The 20,771-nt window shown below is 67.4% G+C and carries 15 protein-coding genes and 1 pseudogene; 12 read left to right on the top strand and 4 right to left on the bottom strand.

Annotation, left to right across the window (positions count from 1 at the left end; genetic code table 11):
- Positions 1–68 precede the first annotated feature (68 nt).
- Positions 69–887: an ABC transporter permease gene (locus tag BCHO_RS03005; protein ID WP_024540672.1), complete on the bottom strand. Its 819-nt coding sequence runs from the start codon at positions 885–887 to the stop codon at positions 69–71.
- Positions 888–1,132: 245 nt separating this feature from the next.
- Between BCHO_RS03005 and BCHO_RS03000 the strand changes: the two genes are divergently transcribed.
- The 3 genes from BCHO_RS03000 (at position 1,133) to BCHO_RS02990 (ending at position 5,496) form a co-directional block, all read left to right on the top strand.
- A complete protein-coding gene (locus BCHO_RS03000) occupies positions 1,133–2,230 on the top strand; it encodes a LacI family DNA-binding transcriptional regulator (RefSeq protein WP_024540671.1) in 1,098 nt (365 codons plus the stop codon).
- A 280-nt stretch (positions 2,231–2,510) separates the two neighbouring features.
- Complete coding sequence (locus tag BCHO_RS02995) at positions 2,511–3,842, top strand: MFS transporter (RefSeq protein WP_029675376.1); 1,332 nt, start codon at positions 2,511–2,513, stop codon at positions 3,840–3,842.
- A gap of 73 nt (positions 3,843–3,915) precedes the next feature.
- On the top strand, positions 3,916–5,496 hold the full coding sequence (locus tag BCHO_RS02990; protein WP_024540669.1) for a glycoside hydrolase family 32 protein: 1,581 nt from the start codon (positions 3,916–3,918) through the stop codon (positions 5,494–5,496).
- Between the two features lie 96 nt (positions 5,497–5,592).
- Here BCHO_RS02990 and BCHO_RS02985 read toward each other — a convergent pair whose 3' ends face one another.
- The 3 genes and pseudogenes from BCHO_RS02985 to thiM form a co-directional block, all read right to left on the bottom strand.
- Entirely contained in the window at positions 5,593–5,973 is a 381-nt protein-coding gene (locus BCHO_RS02985; protein ID WP_024540668.1) for a thiamine-binding protein, read from the bottom strand.
- Between the two features lie 138 nt (positions 5,974–6,111).
- Positions 6,112–7,530, bottom strand: a pseudogene (gene thiD, locus BCHO_RS02980) (bifunctional hydroxymethylpyrimidine kinase/phosphomethylpyrimidine kinase); the annotation flags it as partial.
- 23 nt (positions 7,531–7,553) lie between these two features.
- Positions 7,554–8,447 (bottom strand): hydroxyethylthiazole kinase, encoded by an 894-nt coding sequence (gene thiM, locus BCHO_RS02975; RefSeq protein ID WP_024540666.1) that lies wholly within the window; start codon positions 8,445–8,447, stop codon positions 7,554–7,556.
- 220 nt (positions 8,448–8,667) lie between these two features.
- Here thiM and BCHO_RS02970 point away from each other — a divergent pair, with 220 nt between their 5' ends.
- The 9 genes from BCHO_RS02970 to dnaE all read left to right on the top strand — a co-directional run bounded on the left by BCHO_RS02970 (position 8,668) and on the right by dnaE (position 20,761).
- Positions 8,668–10,143, top strand: coding sequence for a glycine--tRNA ligase (locus BCHO_RS02970; RefSeq protein ID WP_024540665.1), 1,476 nt, complete (start codon positions 8,668–8,670; stop codon positions 10,141–10,143).
- A gap of 215 nt (positions 10,144–10,358) precedes the next feature.
- Entirely contained in the window at positions 10,359–11,600 is a 1,242-nt protein-coding gene (dusB, locus tag BCHO_RS02965) for a tRNA dihydrouridine synthase DusB (protein ID WP_081707919.1), read from the top strand.
- 165 nt (positions 11,601–11,765) lie between these two features.
- Positions 11,766–13,040 (top strand): cell division protein FtsZ, encoded by a 1,275-nt coding sequence (gene ftsZ, locus BCHO_RS02960; protein WP_024540663.1) that lies wholly within the window; start codon positions 11,766–11,768, stop codon positions 13,038–13,040.
- A gap of 31 nt (positions 13,041–13,071) precedes the next feature.
- Entirely contained in the window at positions 13,072–13,542 is a 471-nt protein-coding gene (locus BCHO_RS02955) for a cell division protein SepF (protein WP_024540662.1), read from the top strand.
- Positions 13,543–13,595: 53 nt separating this feature from the next.
- On the top strand, positions 13,596–13,886 hold the full coding sequence (locus BCHO_RS02950) for a YggT family protein (RefSeq protein ID WP_024540661.1): 291 nt from the start codon (positions 13,596–13,598) through the stop codon (positions 13,884–13,886).
- A 132-nt stretch (positions 13,887–14,018) separates the two neighbouring features.
- The gene (locus BCHO_RS02945; protein ID WP_024540660.1) at positions 14,019–15,566 is read left to right on the top strand and encodes a DivIVA domain-containing protein; all 1,548 of its coding nucleotides are present in this window, start codon (positions 14,019–14,021) and stop codon (positions 15,564–15,566) included.
- 53 nt (positions 15,567–15,619) lie between these two features.
- On the top strand, positions 15,620–16,147 hold the full coding sequence (locus BCHO_RS02940; RefSeq protein ID WP_024540659.1) for a signal peptidase II: 528 nt from the start codon (positions 15,620–15,622) through the stop codon (positions 16,145–16,147).
- Positions 16,141–17,082: an RluA family pseudouridine synthase gene (locus tag BCHO_RS02935; RefSeq protein WP_024540658.1), complete on the top strand. Its 942-nt coding sequence runs from the start codon at positions 16,141–16,143 to the stop codon at positions 17,080–17,082. Before BCHO_RS02940 ends, BCHO_RS02935 begins: the two co-directional genes overlap by 7 nt.
- A gap of 115 nt (positions 17,083–17,197) precedes the next feature.
- On the top strand, positions 17,198–20,761 hold the full coding sequence (gene dnaE, locus BCHO_RS02930; RefSeq protein WP_024540657.1) for a DNA polymerase III subunit alpha: 3,564 nt from the start codon (positions 17,198–17,200) through the stop codon (positions 20,759–20,761).
- Positions 20,762–20,771 lie beyond the last annotated feature (10 nt).

Here is a 20,771-nt window from a genome sequence, read left to right as displayed (position 1 = left end):
CGGATGACGGGGATGAGGATGGGGAGGTCGAAATGGCCGGCGATGGCGGCGCCGGGGAGCGCGGCTGCTTACGCGTCCGGGTCCTCGTCGTCGCCGGGTGCGCCGATCGTCAGCCGTTCGACGGCGTGCACGGCGAGCAGCAGCAGCGCCGTCATGACGATGATGACGAAGGTCGCCGCGAAGATCAGCGGCGTCTGGAACGAGTTGTAGGCGGCCTGCAGCCAGATGCCGAGGCCGCGGCGCGCGCCGAGGTACTCGGCGGTCGCCGCCGTCGCGAAGACGTAGGCGGCGGCGACGCGCACGCCGCCGAAGATCTGGCGCGCCGCGACGCGCAGGTCGACGTGAAACAGCGTCCATGCGCGCGACGCGCCGCAGGTCGTCGCGACGTCGTCGTAGAAGGCGGGCACCGCCTCGAGGCCGCGCATCGTCTGCACGACGATCGGGAAGAGCGCGAACACGGCGACGATGACGACCTTGCCGACCGGCTCGAAGCCGAACCAGATGAGGAACAGCGGCGCGATCGAGATGAGCGGCAATGTCTGCGCGGCCGCGAGCAGCGGGAACAGCGCCGCGTACGCCGTGCGCGAGCAGTGGATGCCGACGCCGAGCAGCACGCCGATGATGCAGGCGATCAGGAAGCCGCACACGCCCTCGGCGAAGGTGACGAGCGTCGCCGGCCACAGCGTCGGCCACGCCTGCGCCGCCGCGACGACGATCCGGCTCGGCGAGGCGATCGCCGTGACCGGGGGATGGGCGGCGTCGACCCAGATCTGCCAGATCGCGAGGATCGCGACGACGACGGCCGCCGTCGGCCAGTGCCGGCGCAGCGCGCGCAGCGTCGGGGATTCGTGGCGGACGGGTTCATGTCGACGATCTGGGAAGGCCATGGGCACCTTGCTTTCTGCGCGCCGTGCGCGCTGGAAGGCCGCCGGCTTGCTGTGGCAAGGTGAGGAGTCCACCGCCGCACGACCAGAAAAGGTAATCGCCCGCCGGCTGGCGGCGGACGCAACGTATCGTAACGGATACGTCAGTGTAGTCCACGGTGTGGGCATCGGCGCGTTCGGCGGCGCCCGCAGGCGACGGCGGCGACGACGGGCGTGGCGATTATCCGCGCGGCAATTATCGTGGAGATATGACGACGATGAAGCAGATCGCACAGCGCGTCGGGGTCTCGGTCTCCACGGTCTCGCTCGTGCTCAACGGCAGGGACGGCGGCCGCGTCAAGCCGCAGGTCGCGCGGCGCGTGCGCGAGGCGGCCGACGCGATGGGCTACCAGCCGAACGCGCTCGCGCGCTCGCTGCGCACGAGCCGCACGCACATCGTCGGCTTCATCAGCGTCGAGGTCGCGACGACGCCGTACGCGGGCGGCATGATCCAGGGCGCGCAGGACGCGCTCAGCGCGCTCGGCTACGTGCTGCTCACCGTCAGCGGCGACGACGCGCAGGCGATCGACGGCGAGGTCGACGCGCTGCGCCGCTACGGCGTCGACGGCTTCCTCTATTCGGCGATGTCGAACCGCGTCGTCGACGTGCCGCGGTCACTGACGCGCTTGCCGCTCGTGCTCGTCGACGCGACCGACGCCGCGCACCGCTTCCCGTCGATCGAGCCGGACGAGTTCCGCATCGGCTACGACGCGACGACGCGGCTCATCGACGCCGGCTGCCGGCGCATCGCCTACGTCGGCTGCGCCGAGCCGATGATCGCGCAGACCGGGCGTCTCGAAGGATACCGGCAGGCGCTTGTCGACCACGGGATCGACGTCGACGAACGGCTGCGCCGCGACGTGCTCAACAACGGCCCCGCGTTGCGCGCCGTCGAGGAGCTGTTCGACGCCGAACGGCCCGACGGCTTCTTCTGCTTCAACGACGCACGCGCCTGGTACGTCTACGAGGCCGCCGCGCGCAGGGGACTGGCGATCGGCGACGACGTCTCGGTCGTCGGCGTCGACAACCACCGAGTCTTCGCCGAGACGCTCGAGCCGCAGCTGACGACGATCGAGCTGCCGCACTACGAGATGGGATACTGGGCCGCGAACCGCCTCGTCGCGTGGATCGAGGGGCGGGCGATCAACGAATCGACATGGCCGCGCACGACGGCCGTCATGCCGCTGCTCGACACGCCGGCTCCGGCGAAGGTGCACTGCACGCTCATCGAGAAGGCGTCGGTGCGCGGCGCGCGCTGGGCGGCGCGCCGGTGCCCGACGTCCGCCGCTCGGCGCGACACGCCGTGACGACGCCCGTCCGCGCCATCGACGATGCCCCCAAAATCCGTCAAACGATTGACGTTATGTGCTTCAATGCTTCGACGTCGTTGTGTCGACGTTCGTCAATCGTTTGACGTCAATCGATTGACGAACTATGATGAAGCCATCCGGACATCACGAACGACACAGCCGACGGGAGTGATGCCCATACGGCGGATCCGCGGAAGCGGGCCGCCCGGGGCCGCCGCACGGGCGGGCCCGGGCGTCATGCATACGGCTTTCCCAAGCCCTGACAACGAGGTTCATCATGGCAACATCAACAACCGCGAAGGTGTGGAGGAACCCCTCCTATCTGCAAAGCTCGACGGGCATCTTCCTGTTCTTCTGCTCGTGGGGCATCTGGTGGTCGTTCTTCCAGCGCTGGCTCAACTCGATGGGACTCAACGGCGCCGAGGTCGGCACGATCTACTCGATCAACTCGCTCGCCACGCTCGTGCTCATGTTCTGCTACGGGCTCATCCAGGACAACCTCGGATTGAAGCGCCGGCTCGTCATCGTCATCTCGGTCATCGCCGCGCTCGTCGGCCCCTTCGTGCAGTTCATCTACGCGCCGCTGATGAAGACGAACATGATGGCGGCCGCGTTCATCGGCTCGATCGTGCTGTCGGCCGGATTCATGGCGGGCTGCTCGCTCATCGAGGCCGTGGCCGAACGCTACAGCCGCCGCTTCGGCTTCGAATACGGCCAGTCGCGCGCCTGGGGCTCCTTCGGCTACGCGATCGTCGCGCTCGTCGCCGGCTTCGTGTTCAACGTCAACCCGATGATCAACTTCTGGATCGGCTCCGCCTTCGGCGTCGGCATGCTCATCGTGTACCTGACGTGGTACCCGGCCGAGCAGCGCGAGGCGCTCAAGGAGGCCGCCGACCCGAACGCCGCGCCGTCGAACCCGACGCTCAAGGAGATGGCGCACGTCCTGAAGATGCCGGCGCTGTGGGTGCTCATCGTCTTCATGCTGCTGACGAACACGTTCTACACGGTCTTCGACCAGCAGATGTTCCCGACCTACTACGCGTCGCTGTTCCCGAGCGAGGCGACCGGCAACGCCGTCTACGGCACGCTCAACTCGGTGCAGGTGTTCTGCGAATCGGCGATGATGGGCGTCGTGCCGATCATCATGCGCAAGATCGGCGTGCGCAACGCGCTGCTGCTCGGCTCGACCGTCATGTTCCTGCGCATCGGCCTGTGCGGCGTCTTCCACGACCCGGTCGCGGTCTCGATCGTCAAGATGTTCCACGCGATCGAAGTGCCGCTGTTCTGCCTGCCGGCCTTCCGCTACTTCACGCTCCACTTCAACCCGAAGCTCTCGGCGACGCTGTACATGGTCGGCTTCCAGATCGCCTCGCAGATCGGCCAGGTCGTCTTCTCGACGCCGCTCGGCATGCTGCACGACCGCATGGGCGACCGCGCGACGTTCCTGTCGATCTCCGGCATCGTGCTGGCGGCGACGATCTACGGGTTCTTCGTCATCAAGCGCGACGACGAGCAGGTCGACGGCGACCCGTTCATCCGCGACTCGAAGAAGACGCCGTCGCTCGCGGCCGACGAGGCCGTGCTGTCCGCCGACTCCGAGGACATGTGACCTCCCGGCCAGACCCGTTCCCGATAGTTTCCGATAGCGCGTTCCGAGTGAACGCACGAGAGAAAGACCCATCATGACCAACGCAACCTTCACGCCATCCGCCGCGACGTCCGCCGATCCGCAGCTCACGCCGATCGCCGACCACGCCGAGCAGCTCAGGCTCGCCGAAGCCGGCGTCGCCGCGCTCGCCGCGACGCGCAACGACCGCTGGTACCCGAAGTTCCACATCGCCTCGAACGGCGGCTGGATCAACGATCCGAACGGCCTGTGCCGCTACGACGGCCGCTGGCACGTGTTCTACCAGCTGCACCCCTACGGCACGCAGTGGGGTCCGATGCACTGGGGCCACGTCTCGTCACCGGACATGCTGCACTGGCGCCGCGAGCCGATCGCCTTCGCGCCGAGCCTCGAGCAGGAACGCCACGGCGTCTTCTCCGGCTCGGCCGTCATCGGCGACGACGGCAGGCCGTGGATATACTACACCGGCCACCGCTGGGCCAACGGCAAGGACAACACCGGCGGCGACTGGCAGGTGCAGATGCTCGCGAGGCCGGACGACGACGACATGACGACGTTCACGAAGCAGGGCATGATCATCGACTGCCCGACCGACGAGATCGACCACCACTTCCGCGACCCGAAGGTGTGGAAGACCGGCGACACATGGTACATGACCTTCGGCGTCTCGTCGAAGGAGCACCGCGGCCAGATGTGGCTGTACACCTCCGACGACATGACGCACTGGAGCTTCGAGCGCGTGCTGTTCGAGCATCCGGACCCGGATGTCTTCATGCTCGAATGCCCCGACTTCTTCCCGATCCGCGACGCCGCAGGCGACGAGAAGTGGGTCATCGGCTTCTCGGCGATGGGCGCGAAGCCGTCCGGCTTCATGAACCGCAACGTCAACAACGCCGGCTACATGATCGGCGCCTGGCGCCCGGGGGAGGCCTTCGAGCCCGAGACGGAGTTCCGCCTGTGGGACGAGGGGCACAACTTCTATGCGCCGCAGTCCTTCCACGCCGACGGACGGCAGATCATGGTCGGCTGGATGAGCCCCTTCGTCGCGCCGATCCCGATGGAGGAGGACGGCTGGTGCGGCAACCTCACGCTGCCGCGCGAGATCACGATGGACGCCGACGGCGACCTCGTCACCGCGCCGGTCGCCGAGATGCGCGGCCTGCGCGCCGGCACGATCGGCCTCGGCCCGCTCGACCTGGGCGTCAACGAATGCGCGACGGTCGTCGAGGACGACGGCGGCGCCGTCGAGATCGAGATGAGCATCGACCTCGCGCGCACCGACGCCGAACGCGCCGGGCTGCACGTGCACATGACCGGCGACGGCCACTACACGGCGGTCGTCTACGATGCGCAGATCGGCGGCGTCATCATCGACCGCCAGAACGTCGCCAACGGCGACCGCGGCTACCGCGTCGCGCCGCTGTCCGAAGGCGAGCTCGCCTCCGGCACGCTCGACCTGCGCGTCTTCGTCGACCGCGGCTGCGTCGAGGTCTACGTCAACGGCGGCAAGCACGCGATGAGCTCGTACTCGTTCCCGTCCGAGGGGCCGCGCGCGATCGGACTCGTCAGCGAATCCGGCGCGGCGCATCTCAACGATCTGACGATGCACACGCTCGCGTCGATCGGCCTCGACTGATCCGGCCGGCGACGATATGTGAAGCCCCGGGGATGACGGACCGTCATCCCCGGGGCTTCACCGCGTCCGCTGCGGCTGCGCGGCGTATCCGCGCGCTCAGTCGTTCTGGCCGGCCGCGATGATCTCGTCGACGAGCGCCGGCTTCTCGGCCATCTGCCCGCTGAATCCGGGGCGGATGTCGAGCTTGAGGCTCACGCCGGTGCGGTAGCCCTGCTCGGCGAGCTTCATCGTCGCGTCGCGCACGACGCGCAGCACGTCGTCGAGATCGCCCTCGATGTTCGTGAACATCGCGTTCGTCTCGTTCGGCAGCCCCGAGTCGCGGATGACGGCGACGGCCTGCGAGACGTACTCGCTCAGCTCGGCGCCGACGCCGCTCGGCGCGATCGCGACGGCGGCGACGGTGTTGATGATCGGCTTGCCGTCCTTGTCGGTCGGCACCTGCTGGCGGACGGCGTTGCGGTCCGGCGTCTGTGGCATGGCGGTTCCTTTCGCGTTGGTGATGGTCGGGGATATGCGCTCAGTGGCGCGCCCAGCCGTGGTCCATCGGGCCGGCGCCGCGCCGAGGTCGAGCTGTGCGCGCAGCGCGCCGCCCAGATACGCCTTCGCGTTCGCGACGGCGTCGCCGAGCGTGTCGCCGAGTGCGAGCCGCGAGGCGATCGCCGACGACAACGTGCAGCCGGTGCCGTGCGTGTTCGTGTTCGCGATGCGCTCGCCCTCGAACCAGCGCACGTCGCCGCCGGGCCAGACGAGCACGTCGCTCGCGTCGTTCGTGCCGTGGCCGCCCTTGACGAGCGCCGCGCAGCCGTAGCGTTCGGCGAGCGTGCGCGCGGCGCGCTCCATCGCGTCGCGGCCGTCGATCGCCTCGCCGACGAGCGTGGACGTCTCCGGGATGTTCGGCGTGATGACCTCGGCGAGCGGGAACAGCTCGCGCGTCATCGTGACGACCGATTCGTCGTCGGCGAGCGACGAGCCGCTCGTCGCGACCATGACCGGGTCGACGACGACATGTTTCGCGCCGTGCGCGCGCAGCTTCGCGGCGACCGTCTCGATCGCCTCGCGGCCGACGACGACGCCGATCTTGACGGCCGTCGGGCGGATGTCGTCGAAGACCGAGTCGATCTGCGCTCCGATGAGCGCCGCGTCGACCGACGCGATCGCCTGCACTCCGGTCGTGTTCTGCGCGGTGATGCCGGCAATGACGCATTCGCCGTAGACGTCGTTGGCGAGCATCGTCTTGAGGTCGGCGGCGATGCCCGCGCCGCCGGAGGAGTCGGTCGTCGCGATCGACAGCACTGCCGGCAGCTTCACCGGCGTGCCGACCGTCTCCTCGTAGCCGTGGCGCGCGTCGCCGCGCACGGCCGTCCACGCGTCGACGAGCCGTTGCGTGGCGACCTCGGGGTCGTCGGCCGCGGCGATCGCCGAGACGACGAACCAGCCGTCGGCGTAGGTGTCGGCGAGCATCGGCACGTCGTCGACGTGCACGCCGCCGCCGACGACGAGCGGGTAGAGGCTCTTGTCGCACAGCGCGTTGATCTGCTCGGCGTCGAGCGTCTTGGCCTTGCCGGCGACGCCCGCCTCGGGCTTCGTCGCCGTCGCGTGCAGCGGGCCGGCGCCGATGTAGTCGATCGTACCGGCCGGCAGCGCGTTCGCGGCCTCGACCTGCTCGGGCGTGTTCGCCGACAGGCCGACGATCGCGTCGTTGCCGAGCAGGCGCCGCGCCTCCTCGGGGGAGAGGTCGTCCTGGCCGATGTGGACGCCGTCGACCTTGATGCCGCGGTGGCGCGCCTCGATCGCGGCGTCGACGCGGTCGTCGATGACGAAGGCGACGCGGTCGTCGAGATGGTGGCCGCGGATCTCCTCGGCGATGTCGGCGGCCATCGAGACGATGTCGGCGACATCGGCGTGCTTCGCGCGCAGCTGGACGAAGCTCGCGCCGCCGTCGAGCGCCTTCGAGACGACGTCGAGGAGCGTGCGCCCCTTGCAGTCGTCGGGGCCGATGACGAAGTAGAACCGCAGGTCGAAGGACCTGCGCATGGATGGATACGGGAATGCAGCGGTCATCGATTCGCCTCCAGAATCGTGGACGTCGACACGGTGTCGGCGTCGATTGCCCATAGGGCGTCGAGGAACTCGGTCTGGAACGAGCCGGGTCCGTGGGACTCGGCCGCCGCGCGCTCCCCGGCGCGGTCGAACAGCAGGGATGCGGCGAGCGCCGCGACGAGCGGCTCCGCGACGCACAGATAGGTGGCGGCCACGCCGCCGAGCGCGCAGCCGGCGCCGGTGATCTTCGTCATCATCATGTCGCCGCCGGGCAGACGGAACACCCGTTCGCCGTCGGTGACGAGGTCGGTCTCGCCGGAGACGGCGACGGCGCCGAGGCCGTCGGGGTCGCCCGCGCGCAGATGTTTCGCGACGCGCTTCGCGGCGCCGAGCGCGGTGTCGACGTCGTCGGTCGACTCGACGCCGGCCGGGCCGTCGGTCACGTCGGAGCCGTCGGACAGCCCCCACAGCGCGTCGAGCGCGATGACCTCGGACGCGTTCGCGCGCACGAGCGACGGCGGCGTGTCGCGCATCGCCTTGAGGATCGCCGTGCGCGTCGCGCCGAGTCCGGCGGCGACCGGGTCGAGCACCCAGCGGTGGCCGGCCTCGTGCAGCGAGGCCGTGATCTCGCCGAGCGCGTCCTTGTAGAACGGCAGCAGCGTGCCGACGTTGATGTAGGTGGCGCCGCACATCGCGGCGATGTCGATGACGTCGTCGGGCAGGTAGCTCATCGCGGCGGTGCCGCCTGCGGCGAGCTGCGCGTTCGCGACAAGGTTGATCGTGACGAAGTTCGTGAAGGACTGCGCGAGCGGCGTGCGTGCGCGCACGTCGAGCACGGCCCGGCGGATCGACATGCGCAGCGCGTCGTCGGCTGCGAGATCGTGATGGTCGGCTGTCGTTGCCTTGGACATATGTTGACTCCCTACGATGGCGTTACCCAAACAGGTTCAAAGGGTCAGGCGCGTGGCCTCTCTCAACTTCCCGCACGTTCCCATGCGGAAGTTCCCCTGCACATCACGAACGTATCGGCGGCTTGGGACAGTGCCGCGCCGGCCGCGGCGTGTCACGATATGACGGTAGGATGCGGACGTTGACGTAAGTCCCCAAACCGTTCAAACCAGAAGGTGCATTGTGGCTAATTCCAAACTTGATGAAGTCGTCTCCCTCGCCAAGCGTCGCGGCTTCGTATTCCCGGCAGGCGAAATCTACGGCGGCACGCGCTCCGCATGGGACTACGGTCCGCTCGGCGTGGCGCTCAAGGACAACATCAAGCGCGAATGGTGGCGCGCGATGGTCGTCACGCGCCCCGACGTCGTCGGCGTCGACACGTCGATCATCCTGCCGTCGGCCGTCTGGGTCGCCTCCGGTCACGTCTCGGTCTTCAACGACCCGCTCATCGAATGCCTCACCTGCCACAAGCGCCACCGCGCCGACAAGCTCGAGGAGTCCTACGCCGAGAAGCACGACGACCAGATGCCGCCGAACGGCCTCAAGGACATCGTGTGCCCCGACTGCGGCACCCGCGGCAACTGGACCGAGCCGCGCGACTTCAACATGATGCTGCGCACGCATCTGGGACCGGTCGAGGACGACAACTCGCTGCACTACCTGCGTCCGGAGACGGCGCAGGGCATCTTCGTCGACTTCAAGAACGTCATGACGAGCTCGCGTTCGAAGCCGCCGTTCGGCATCGCGAACACCGGCAAGAGCTTCCGCAACGAGATCACGCCGGGCAACTTCATCTTCCGCACGCGCGAGTTCGAGCAGATGGAGATGGAGTTCTTCGTCGAGCCGGGCACCGACGAGGCGTGGCAGCAGTACTGGATCGACGCGCGCACGCAGTGGTACCTCGACCTCGGCGTCAAGCCGGAGAACCTGCGCCACTACGAGCATCCGAAGGAGAAGCTCGCGCACTATTCGAAGCGCACCGTCGACATCGAGTACCGCTTCGGCTTCCAGGGCTCCGACTGGGGCGAGCTCGAGGGCATCGCGAACCGCACCGACTTCGACCTCGGCGCGCATTCCGAGCATTCCGGCGAGGACCTGAGCTACTTCAACCAGGCGACCGGCGAGAAGTACATCCCGTACGTCATCGAGCCGGCGGCCGGCCTGTCACGCTCGCTGATGGCCTTCCTTGTCGACGCCTACGACGTCGACGAGGCGCCGAACACGAAGGGCGGCGTCGACAAGCGCACCGTGCTGCGCCTCGACCCGCGCCTCGCGCCGATGAAGGCCGCCGTGCTGCCGCTGAGCAAGAAGCCCGATCTGCAGAAGATCGCGCAGGACCTCGCCTCCGATCTGCGTCTCAACGACTGGATGATCGACTACGACGAGTCCGGCGCGATCGGACGCCGCTACCGCCGTCAGGACGAGATCGGCACGCCGCTGTGCATCACCGTCGACTTCGACACGCTCGACGATCAGGCCGTGACGATCCGCGAGCGCGACTCGATGCGCCAGGAGCGCGTCGCACTGACGCAGGTCGCCGACTACGTGGCCGCGCGCATCAACGACAAGCGCACGCGCGTGCCGATGAAGCCGGTCGAGATGGGCGGCGAGGCGTGGCCCGACAGCGTCCACATCGCCCAGGCCGGAGGCCTGTACTGATAGCGCAGCCCGGAGGCCTGTACTGAGTGCTGCCCGGGAGGGCTGAACTCAGTACGCCGAGCGTGGCCTGACCGCCGTCTGAAGGCCTGCGCCGCGACCGATGCCTGCCGGACCCCGGGGTCCGGCAGGCATTTTGTCAGGAATCTTTCAGCGCGATGCCCTATCGTGTCCGCTGCCATCCGTTTATCCATCCGCCGATGTCCGAGCAAGGAACCATGACCGCTTCACAGGAACCACCGCTGACGGCCTTCGAGGCCGATGTGCCGGAGCTCGACCCGAGCGTCGACCCTGCGCCCGTACGGCTCGAGCACGCCCTCGATCCGCTGCGGCTCGGGCCGATCGACGTGCCGACGCCCGTCATGCTTTCGCCGATGGCCGGCGTGACGAACTGGCCGTTCCGCGTCCTGTGCGAGGAATATGGCCCCGACGGCCTGTACGTCGCCGAGATGATCACGGCGCGCGCGCTCGTGGCGCGCAACCCGAAGGCGCTGCGGCTGTGCCGCTTCGCGCCGCAGGAGGGGCCGCGCTCGCTGCAGCTGTATGGCGTCAACCCGTCGATCGTCGAGCAGGCGGCGCGCATCGTCGTCGACGAGCACATGGCCGACCATGTCGACCTCAACTTCGGATGCCCGGTGCCGAAGGTCACGCGCCGCGGCGGCGGCTCCGCGCTGCCGTGGAAGACTGACCTGTTCGCCGACATCGTCCGCCGCGTCGTGCATGTGTGCGAGCCGGCCGGCATCCCGGTCACCGCGAAGTTCCGCGTCGGCATCGACGACGAGCATGTGACCTTCCACGAGGCGGGGCACATCGCGCAGGAGGAGGGCTGCGCGGCCGTCACGCTGCATGCGCGCACGACCGCCGAGTACTACGGCGGCCACTCCGACTGGTCACGGATCGGCGAACTCGTCGCCGAACTCGGCATCCCGGTCTTCGGCAACGGCGACATCTGGGGCGCCGACGATGCCGTGCGCATGGTCAACGAGACCGGCTGCGCCGGCGTCGCGATCGGACGCGGCTGCCAGGGCCGCCCGTGGATCTTCGCCGACATCCGCCACGCCTTCGCCGGCAGCGACGAACGCGCCGACCCGACGCTCGGCGAGGTCGGTGCGATCATCGTGCGCCACGCCGAACTGCTCACGCGCTTCTACGACGGCGACGAACGCATGGCCGTGCACGACCTGCGCAAGCACGTGGCCTGGTATCTCAAGGGATTCCCGGTCGGAGGGAGGATGCGCCGCGCGTTCATGGAATGCGAGGGGCTCGACGACGTGCGCCGCCTCGTCGCGACGCTCGACCCGGATGCGCGGATCCCGGCGCGCGTCGTCGACAAGCCACGAGGCCGTGTTCGCTTTGCGAAAAAGGTGCATCTTCCCTACGGATGGTTGGATTCCCGGCATACGACGCGTGAGGAGCGCGAGCGTCTGTTCGGCGACGACCCGATGGATGCCGGATATTAGTCGCCGGTCCGTCGCAAAAACGGCCGGCGGCAATGCAATAAGGAAAAAACGAGAGCAATCGCGTGGTATTCCATGAAGCGTTTCACATGGCGACTTGTCGGGCGCGGAATATCGAGCGGTTTGCGATACAGTAGAGACCAGTATCGTAAGTGACAGGAGAACATCGTGAGCGAGATTGCCCAGAATGACAATTTCAACGACAAAACCAACATCAAAGTCGTCGGCGTGGGTGGAGCCGGCGGCAACGCCGTCAACCGCATGATCGCCGAAGGCCTGCAGAACGTCGAGTTCGTCGCGATCAACACCGACGCGAAGGACCTGATGCGTTCGGACGCCGACGTCAAGATCTCGCTCTCCGACGCCTCGAGCCGCGGCCTGGGCGCCGGCGCCGATCCCGAGAAGGGCGCGAAGGCGGCGCAGGACCACCAGTCCGACATCGAGGAGGCCGTCAAGGGCGCCGACATGGTCTTCGTCACCGCAGGCGAGGGCGGCGGCACCGGCACCGGCGCGAGCCCGCTCGTCGCGCGCGCCGCGCGCCAGCAGGGCGCGCTGACGATCGCGGTCGTCACCCGTCCGTTCTCTTTCGAGGGTCCGCAGCGCGCCGCGTCGGCCGCGCTCGGCATCGACAACCTGCGCAAGGAGGTCGATGCCCTCATCGTCATCCCGAACGACCGCCTGCTCGAGCTCGCCGACCGTTCGATCGGCATCGTCGACGCGTTCAAGACCGCCGACACGGCGCTGCTCGCCGGCGTGCAGGGCATCACCGACCTGATCACGATGAACTCGTACATCCACGTCGACTTCTCCGACGTGACGTCGATCCTGCGCGACTCGGGCACCGCGATGTTCGGCATCGGCTCGGCGCGGGGCGACGACCGCGCGACGCAGGCCGCCGAGATCGCGATCAGCTCGCCGCTGCTCGAGGAGAGCATCGACGGCGCGAACGGCGTGCTCATCAACATCGCCGCGTCGACCGACCTCAAGCTGCAGGAGGCCTACGCCGCGACCGAGCTCGTGCGCCGCTCCGCGCATCCGGAGGCGCAGATCATCTGGGGTCTGGCGCTCGACGACGCCTACGGCGACGAGATCCGCGTCACCGTCATCGCCGCCGGCTTCGACTCGAAGCACGAGAGCACCGGCAAGGCCGCGCAGGGCGCCGCCGCATCGGACGTCTACGCCGCGCCGGACATCAACCTCCCCTCGCCGCAGCACGCGGAGCCGGCCAAGCCGGCCGAGCACGCGGGCGGCCTGCCGCGGATCATGACGTCTCCGGCACCGAACGCGACTCCGATCTTCCAGACGAAGGTCGAGCCGGAGCAGCCGGTCACGCCGGTCGTGCCGGACACGCCGGCCACGCCGATCTTCGATCCGAGCACCACGCCGGACCAGTACTCGCAGAACGATTCGGGCGATCTCGACATCCCGGATTTCCTGCGCTGAATGAACCGCGAGAGCCAGAAAGGAAACACCAATGCCCGGCTTTCTCAAGCAGACGATGTCGTATCTCGGCATGAGCGACGTCGCCGAGGACGATGACGCCGAATTCGACGAGGAGGAGGACGAACCGGCCTCGTCCTTCGACTCCGACCGTTCGGTGACGCCGATGCCGGCCGCGACCGCGCAGCCGGCCGCCGCGCGCAAGCCGGCCGTCCCGTTCCAGGGGCGCGTCAGCCGCATCACGACGATCCATCCGCATTCGTACGAGGACGCGCAGCTCGTCGGCCGCGCGCTGCGCGACGGCGTGCCGGTCGTGCTCAACCTCACCGGCGTCTCCGAGGCCGTCGCCTACCGCATCGTCGACTTCTCGTCGGGCGTCGTCTTCGGCGTGTCCGGATCGATCGAGCGTGTCACGCCGCGCGTGTTCCTGCTGAGCCCGGCGCGCGTCGACATCGTCGCCGAGGACGCCGAGCAGAACGCGACGCACGACCTGTTCGCGCAGTGAGCGGGGCAGGACCCGGCGCGGGCATGCCCGGAAGAGGAAGATAGGGGAGAGGCATGCTTTCGACGTTGATGACGATGGTGTTCAGGCTCGTCGATTGGCTCATCGACGCCTATATGCTCGTATTGTTCGCGCGCATGATCCTTGACTGGGTCTTCGTATTGGCGCGCGGATGGCGGCCGCGCGGCTTCGCGTCGACGCTCGTGACGATCGTCTACGCGCTCACCGAGCCGCCGCTGCGGTGGCTGCGCCGCTACATCAGGCCGATCCCGATGGGTCCGGTCTCCTTCGACACGAGCTTCCTCGTGCTGTATTTCGCGCTCATCGTGCTGCGCGTGCTCATCTGAGAAGGGCGTGGACGGCGGCGTCCGAACAGCGGGAAATACGCAGAAACGTGATTGTTTGCACGCAACCCGTGCTAGCATCAACAAATAAGTCCAACTAAGCCGGGTGGTAACCCAAAGCGAGGTGCAAGATATATGGCTCTTTTGACGCCTAAGGATATTAGGGAGCACACCTTCCAGACGGTGCGCTTCAAAGAAGGGTATGACGTTGACGAGGTCGACGACTTCCTCGATCAGGTCACCGAGACCGTCGAAGCTTTGGGCAAGCAGGCCGTCGCCGGCAGCCAGTCGACCCAAGCGCTCGGCCCGGACGTTTCCGAACTCAACACGAAGATCTCCGATCTGACGAACCAGGTCCAGCAGCTGCAGAACGAGAACCAGTCGCTGCGCGCCGCGGCCGCCCAGGGCGCCGGCGAGCAGGCGCAGGCGCAGATCGCGCAGGCCAATCAGGCCGTGCAGGCCGCGCAGGGCAAGCTCGCCGAGGCCGAGGACACGAACCGCACGCTCGCCTCGCAGAACGAGCAGCTCAAGGCCCAGGTCGAGCGTCTGAGCGCACAGATCGACCAGCTCACCGCGCAGGCCGCGCAGAACTCCGAGCAGCCGGATCTGGCGGCGCAGCTCGCCGAGGTCACCAAGCAGCGCGACCAGTTCCGCGCCGACAGCGAGAACCTGCGTCGCGAGCTGTCCACCGCGCATCAGCAGACGATCCGCGCGCAGCAGCAGGACGCGCAGATCGCCGAGCTCAGCAAGCAGCTCGAGGAGTCGAAGCAGCGCGAGGAGCAGCTGCGCGACCAGGTCGCCAAGGTCGAGCCGAACACCGAGACCGGCAGCCTGCAGAAGATCAAGAGCGCCGCGGCGGCCGCCAACAGCGAGCCGGAGCGCGCGACAGCGATGCTCACGCTCGCGATGCAGCTGCACGACCAGTACGTCGACAAGGGCAAGGCCACGGCGAAGGAAATCACCGAGCAGAGCCAGCGCAAGTACGAGGAGCTCATCGGCAAGGCCAACGACTATTCGAACCGCACGCGCACCGAGGCCGACGACTACAACAAGCGCGTCCACGATGAGGCGGACGCCTACAGCAAGCGCACGCGCGACGACGCCGACGCCTACGGCCAGAGCGTGCACGAGCAGGCCGAGGCCTACTCGACGAAGACGCGCACCGAGGCCGACGAGTACAGCGCGAAGACGCGTCAGGACGCCGACACCTACATGCAGAACAAGCACACCGAAGCCGACCAGTACGTCGCCGACAAGACCGCGGAGGCCAACAACTACGCGGAAACGAAGACGAACGAGGCGAACACCTACGCCGACGCGAAGGCGAACGAGGCCGACGAATACGCCCAGAAGAAGCAGGACGAAGGCAACACCTACGCCCAGCAGAAGAAGAGCGAGGCCGACCAGTACGTCGTCGACCGCCACGCCGAACTCGACGAGTACGAGAAGGAAGTGCAGCAGCGTGCCCAGGCCTACGACGAGAAGACCCGCACGGCGGCCGACGACTACGCGACGCAGGTGCGCACGAACCTCGAGACGCAGTCGAAGGTCATCGAAGGCAACATCCAGGGCCTCAAGCAGTTCGAGACCGAGTACCGCGCACGCCTGACCGAGTTCCTCACCCAGCTGCAGGCGCAGGTTTCGGACACGAACAACTACAACAGCATGGACAAGAACAACTGAGGGACGCAGTGACCCATCAGTCGAACAGCGAGCAAAGACGGCCGCGTATCCGCGTGGCCGTCTTTGCGTGTATCGCCATCATCGCCATCGTCGTCGACCAGCTGACGAAGTGGATCGCGCAGGCGCGGCTCGCCGACGGCGAATCCGTCGTCGTCATCCCCGGTTTGCTCAGGTTCACGCTCGTGCACAACCCCGGCGCCTCGCTCGGCATGGGGTCGAACATGACGTGGCTCATCGCGCTGCTGGCCGTCGTCGCCTGCGCCGTACTGCTCGTGCTCGGGCTGCGCACGCGGTCGATGGCGTGGACGGTGTTCCTTGCGCTGGCCTTCGCCGGCGCGTTCGGCAACCTCATCGACCGCGTCGTCCACGCCGACGGCTTCCTCAACGGCCGCGTCGTCGATTTCCTCGACTACGGATGGTCGGTCGGCAACGTCGCGGACGTCTTCCTGATGGTCGCCGGCTTCGGCATCGTCGTGCTGATCCTGTGCAACGTGCCGTTCCGCATGGACGGCGGCAAGATCGGCGACGGCAAGGACGACGTGGCCTCGCAGGGAAAGGGAAAGGACGCAGGGACATGCTGAAGGTCGTGCCGGCGCCGGACACGCTGATCGGCCGGCGCTTCGACGTCGCCGTCGCGAAGATGCTCGGCATCTCGCGCGCGAAGGCGGCCGATCTGATCGAGACCGACCAGGCGCGCATCGCAGGGCGCCAGGGGGAGCACGGCAGCAAGTCGGCGACGTTGCAGGACGGCGATCTCGTCGAATTCGACCTCGTCGACGAGCAGCGCGCGCCCGAACCGATCGCCGAGGGCATGCCGATCGTCTACGAGGACGAGGACATCGTCGTCGTGGACAAGCCGGTCGGCGTCGCGGCGCACGCATCGGTCGGCTGGGCCGGGCCGACCGTGCTCGGCTCGCTGCTCAAGCGCGGCGTGCGGATCACGGCGCTCGGCGTGCCGGGACGCCAGGGCATCGTCTCGCGACTCGACGTCGGCACGTCGGGGCTCATGCTCGTGTGCAAGTCCGACCTCGCGTACAAGGAGATGCGCCGGCAGTTCTCCGAGCACGAGGTCATCAAGACCTACCATGCAGTCGCCCAGGGCAACCTCAAGGAGGACAAGGCCACGATCGAGGCGCCGATCGGGCGTGCGAAGGTCTCCGACTTCCGCTTCTGCGTGACGCCGGGCGGCAAGGACGCGGTCACGCACTGGGACGTGCTCGAACGCTTCGGCGAGGCGACGCTCGCGAAGATCAACCTCGAGACCGGGCGCACCCACCAGATCCGCGTGCACTTCTCGTCGATCGGCCATCCGCTCGTCGGCGACGCGATGTACGGGGCGAACCCGAAGCTCTCGGCCGAGCTCGGGCTCGAACGCCAGTGGCTGCACGCGATGCAGCTCGAGTTCCGCCACCCGCGCACGCATCTGAACACCGTCGTCACCTCGCACTATCCGGCCGATCTCGAGCATGCGCTCGACGTGCTGCGCGCACGCCATGCCGAGGCCGAGGGAGACTGAGCGAGAGGCCCTGCACGGGGGCGTTCCGGAGTGTCGCGGAGTGTCGCGTGCAGGGACGGTGAATTGCCTCACAGACCCTTGAGACGCGTCACCGAAGTTCGCTAGATTGGTGGATATGGCTCAATCCGCGAACTTCGTCCATCTGCACAACCACACGCATTATTCGCTGCTCGACGGCGCCTCGAAGATCCCCGATCTCGTCGCGCGCGCCAAGGAGTTGGGGATGCCGGCCGTCGGCATCACCGACCACGGCAACATGCACGGCGCCTATGAGATGTGGAGCACGGCGATCGGCCAGGGCGTCAAGCCGATCATCGGCATCGAGGCGTATGTGACGCCGGAAACGGCTCGCGGCGACAAGACCCGCGTGCATTGGGGCACCGAGGACCAGAAGCGCGACGATGTCTCCGGCGGCGGCCTGATCACCCACCTGACGCTGTGGGCCGAGAACGACGAGGGCCTCGTCAACCTGACGAAGGCGTCGTCGGTCGCCAACCTCGAGGGCCGCGTCATGCGCTACCCGCGCATGGACAAGGACGTGCTGGCCACCTACAGTAAGGGCGTCATCTGCGGCTCCGGCTGCCCGTCGGGCATCATCCAGACGCGTCTGCGCCTCGGACAGTTCGACGAGGCGCTGCGCGCCGCCGGCGAGCTGCAGGACATCTACGGCAGGGACAACTTCTTCATCGAGCTGATGGACCACAACATCGAGATCGAGCACAAGGTCACTGAGGACCTGCTCGAGATCGCGCGCCGGCTCGACGCGCCGCTGCTCGCGACGAACGACTCGCACTACGTGCTCGAGAAGGACGCGGCCACGCAGGACGCGATGCTGTGCATCAACTCCGGCTCGCGGCTCGACGACCCCGACCGCTTCAAGTTCGACGGCGAAGGCTACTACCTGCGCACGGCCGAGCAGATGCGCGCATTGTTCCATGACCTGCCGCAGGCCTGCGACAACACGCTCGAGGTGGCCGAACGCTGCAACGTGATGTTCGACGACCACGAGGACGGCGCGTTCATGCCGAAGTTCCCGTGCCCGGAGGGCTGGGACGAGACCTCGCTGTTCCTCAAGAAGGTCGAGGAGGGCCTCGAGCGGCGCTACGACGGCAATGTGCCGGCGCGCGTGCTCGCGCAGGCCGACTACGAATGCGGCGTGATCTGCCAGATGCAGTTCCCGGGCTACTTCCTCGTCGTGGCCGACTACATCCAGTGGGCGAAGGACCATGACATCATGGTCGGTCCGGGTCGTGGTTCGGCCGCAGGCTCGATGGTCGCCTACGCGATGGGCATCACCGAGCTCGACCCGCTCGAGCACGGCCTGATCTTCGAACGGTTCCTCAACCCCGAACGCGTGAGCCTGCCGGATATCGACGTCGACTTCGACCCGGAGGGCCGTCTGAAGGTGATCGAGTACTGCGGCGAGAAATACGGGCACGACAAGGTCGCGCAGTGCGTGATCTACGGCACGATCAAGACGAAGCAGGCGATCAAGGACTCGGCGCGCATCATGGGCTACGAGTTCGCGATGGGCGAGAAGGTCACGAAGGCGCTGCCGCCGGCTGCCACCGGCGGCAAGGACATCTCGGTGCACGACATCTTCGACCCGAAGTCGAAGCGCTACGCCGAGGCGCGCGAATACCGCGAGCTGTGCGAATCCGATCCGGACGCCAAGGCGATCACCAAGAAGGCGATGGGCCTCGAGGGCCTGATCCGCCAGACGGGCGTGCACGCGTGCGCGACGATCATGGGCTCGGCGCCGATCACCGACACGTCGCCGCTGCTGGAACGCACCGACGGCACGATCACGACGACCTTCGAGTACCACACCTGCGAGACGCTGGGCCTCGTGAAGATGGACTTCCTCGGCCTGTCCAACCTCACGGTGATCAGCGACACGCTGAAGAACATCGCGGCCAACGGCAAGGAGCCGATCGACTACACGAAGATCCCGCTCGACGACAAGGAGACCTACGAGCTGCTGTCGCGCGGCGACACGCTCGGCGTCTTCCAGCTCGATTCGGACGGCATGCGCGCACTGCTCAAGCAGCTCAAGCCGGACAACTTCAACGACATCTCGGCACTGATCGCGCTGTACCGCCCGGGTCCGATGGATATGAACTCGCACACGAACTACGCCAAGCGCAAGAACGGGCAGCAGAAGATCGAGCCGATCCATCCGGAGCTCGCCGAGCCGCTCAAGGAGGTGCTCGACGAGACCTACGGCCTGATCGTCTACCAGGAGCAGGTGCAGTCGGCGGCGCGCATCCTGGCCGGCTACTCGCTCGGTAAGGCGGACGTGCTGCGACGCGCGATGGGCAAGAAGAAGCCCGAGGTGCTGGCCAAGGAGAAAGTGCCGTTCTTCGAGGGCATGAAGGAGCACGGCTATTCCGAGGAGGCCGCGCAGGCCGTCTGGGACGTGCTCGTGCCGTTCTCGGGCTACGCGTTCAACAAGGCGCATTCGGCCGCCTACGGCCTGATCTCGTACTGGACCGCGTACTTGAAGACGCACTACCCGGTCGAGTTCATGGCCGCGCTGCTGCAGGGCGCCGTGAGCAACAAGGACAAGACGGCGCTGTACCTCGGCGAGGCGCGGCGCATGGGCATCAAGGTGCTGCTGCCGGACATCAACGAATCGGTGTTCGAATACTCGGCCGTCGGCGACGTCGTGCGCTTCGGCCTCGGCGCGATCAGGAACGTCGGCGAAACGGCCGTCAAGGAGATCATCGCCGAACGCAACGGCCCGCGCGGCAAGTACGTCGACTTCATGGACTATATCCGCCGTGCGCCGCTCGCCGCGCTCAACAAGCGCCTCGTCGAATCGTTGATCAAGGGCGGCGCCTTCGACTCGGTCAACCCGAACCGCCGCGCGCTGTGCACGATCCACGAGGCCGCGATCGACTCGGTCATCGACCTCAAGCGCCGGCAGGCGAACGGCCAGTTCGACCTGTTCGCAGACCTCGACGGCGGCGAGGACGACGATCCGTCGCTGCTCGGCGACGCGACCGTCACGGTCCCCGACATCGAGGAATGGGACAAGAAGACGAAGCTGCAGTACGAGCGCGACATGCTCGGCCTGTACGTCTCCGACCACCCGCTCTCGGGCATGCAGAGCATCCTGACGGCGCTGCGCGAGATGTCGATCGCGCATCTGATCGACCGCGCGCCGACGATGCCCGAACGCACGCAGGTCACTGTCGCGGGCCTGATCACGAACGTCGACCGGCGCATGTCGAAGAAGGGCAACCCGTGGGCGATCGTGACGATCGAGGACATGGAGAGCTCGATCCAGTGCATGCTCTTCGGCAAGGTCTACGAATCGGCGGCCGCCGAACTCGCCGTCGACACCGTTGTGCAGATGCGCGGCATGGTCGAGGTGCGCGACGAGACCGTCACATTGCGCGCCACCGAGATGCAGGTGCCGTCGCTCGAGGCGGAGGACTCGCGTCCGGTGCTCATCGCGCTGCCGGCCGGCGCGCTGCAGCGCGACCGCCTCGAGCAGCTCGGCGCCGTGCTGTCGAACCATCCCGGCTACTGCGAGGTCAAGCTCGTCGTTTTCGACGACCGCGGCGACGCGCAGGTGCTGACGATGGGCGACCGCTTCCGCGTCACGCGCGACACGAGCCTGTTCGCCGACGTCAAGATCATCTTCGGCCCGGCGGCGCTGATGTCCGCGTGAGCGCCGCGTG

The organism is Bifidobacterium choerinum, assembly GCF_000741135.1.
GTDB lineage: Bacteria > Actinomycetota > Actinomycetes > Actinomycetales > Bifidobacteriaceae > Bifidobacterium > Bifidobacterium choerinum.
Note: the sequence above shows the minus strand (reverse complement) of the source record. Positions and strands in the feature narration are given on the sequence as shown.

Excerpts from the sequence above, each read along its gene's own strand:
- BCHO_RS03005 (WP_024540672.1), bottom strand. The coding sequence starts at position 887 with ATGGCCTTCCCAGATCGTCGACATGAACCCGTCCGCCACGAATCCCCG.
- BCHO_RS03000 (WP_024540671.1), top strand. The coding sequence starts at position 1,133 with ATGACGACGATGAAGCAGATCGCACAGCGCGTCGGGGTCTCGGTCTCC.
- BCHO_RS02995 (WP_029675376.1), top strand. The coding sequence starts at position 2,511 with ATGGCAACATCAACAACCGCGAAGGTGTGGAGGAACCCCTCCTATCTG.
- BCHO_RS02990 (WP_024540669.1), top strand. The coding sequence starts at position 3,916 with ATGACCAACGCAACCTTCACGCCATCCGCCGCGACGTCCGCCGATCCG.
- BCHO_RS02985 (WP_024540668.1), bottom strand. The coding sequence starts at position 5,973 with ATGCCACAGACGCCGGACCGCAACGCCGTCCGCCAGCAGGTGCCGACC.
- thiM (WP_024540666.1), bottom strand. The coding sequence starts at position 8,447 with ATGTCCAAGGCAACGACAGCCGACCATCACGATCTCGCAGCCGACGAC.
- dusB (WP_081707919.1), top strand. The coding sequence starts at position 10,359 with ATGACCGCTTCACAGGAACCACCGCTGACGGCCTTCGAGGCCGATGTG.
- BCHO_RS02955 (WP_024540662.1), top strand. The coding sequence starts at position 13,072 with ATGCCCGGCTTTCTCAAGCAGACGATGTCGTATCTCGGCATGAGCGAC.
- BCHO_RS02950 (WP_024540661.1), top strand. The coding sequence starts at position 13,596 with ATGCTTTCGACGTTGATGACGATGGTGTTCAGGCTCGTCGATTGGCTC.
- BCHO_RS02945 (WP_024540660.1), top strand. The coding sequence starts at position 14,019 with ATGGCTCTTTTGACGCCTAAGGATATTAGGGAGCACACCTTCCAGACG.
- BCHO_RS02935 (WP_024540658.1), top strand. The coding sequence starts at position 16,141 with ATGCTGAAGGTCGTGCCGGCGCCGGACACGCTGATCGGCCGGCGCTTC.
- dnaE (WP_024540657.1), top strand. The coding sequence starts at position 17,198 with ATGGCTCAATCCGCGAACTTCGTCCATCTGCACAACCACACGCATTAT.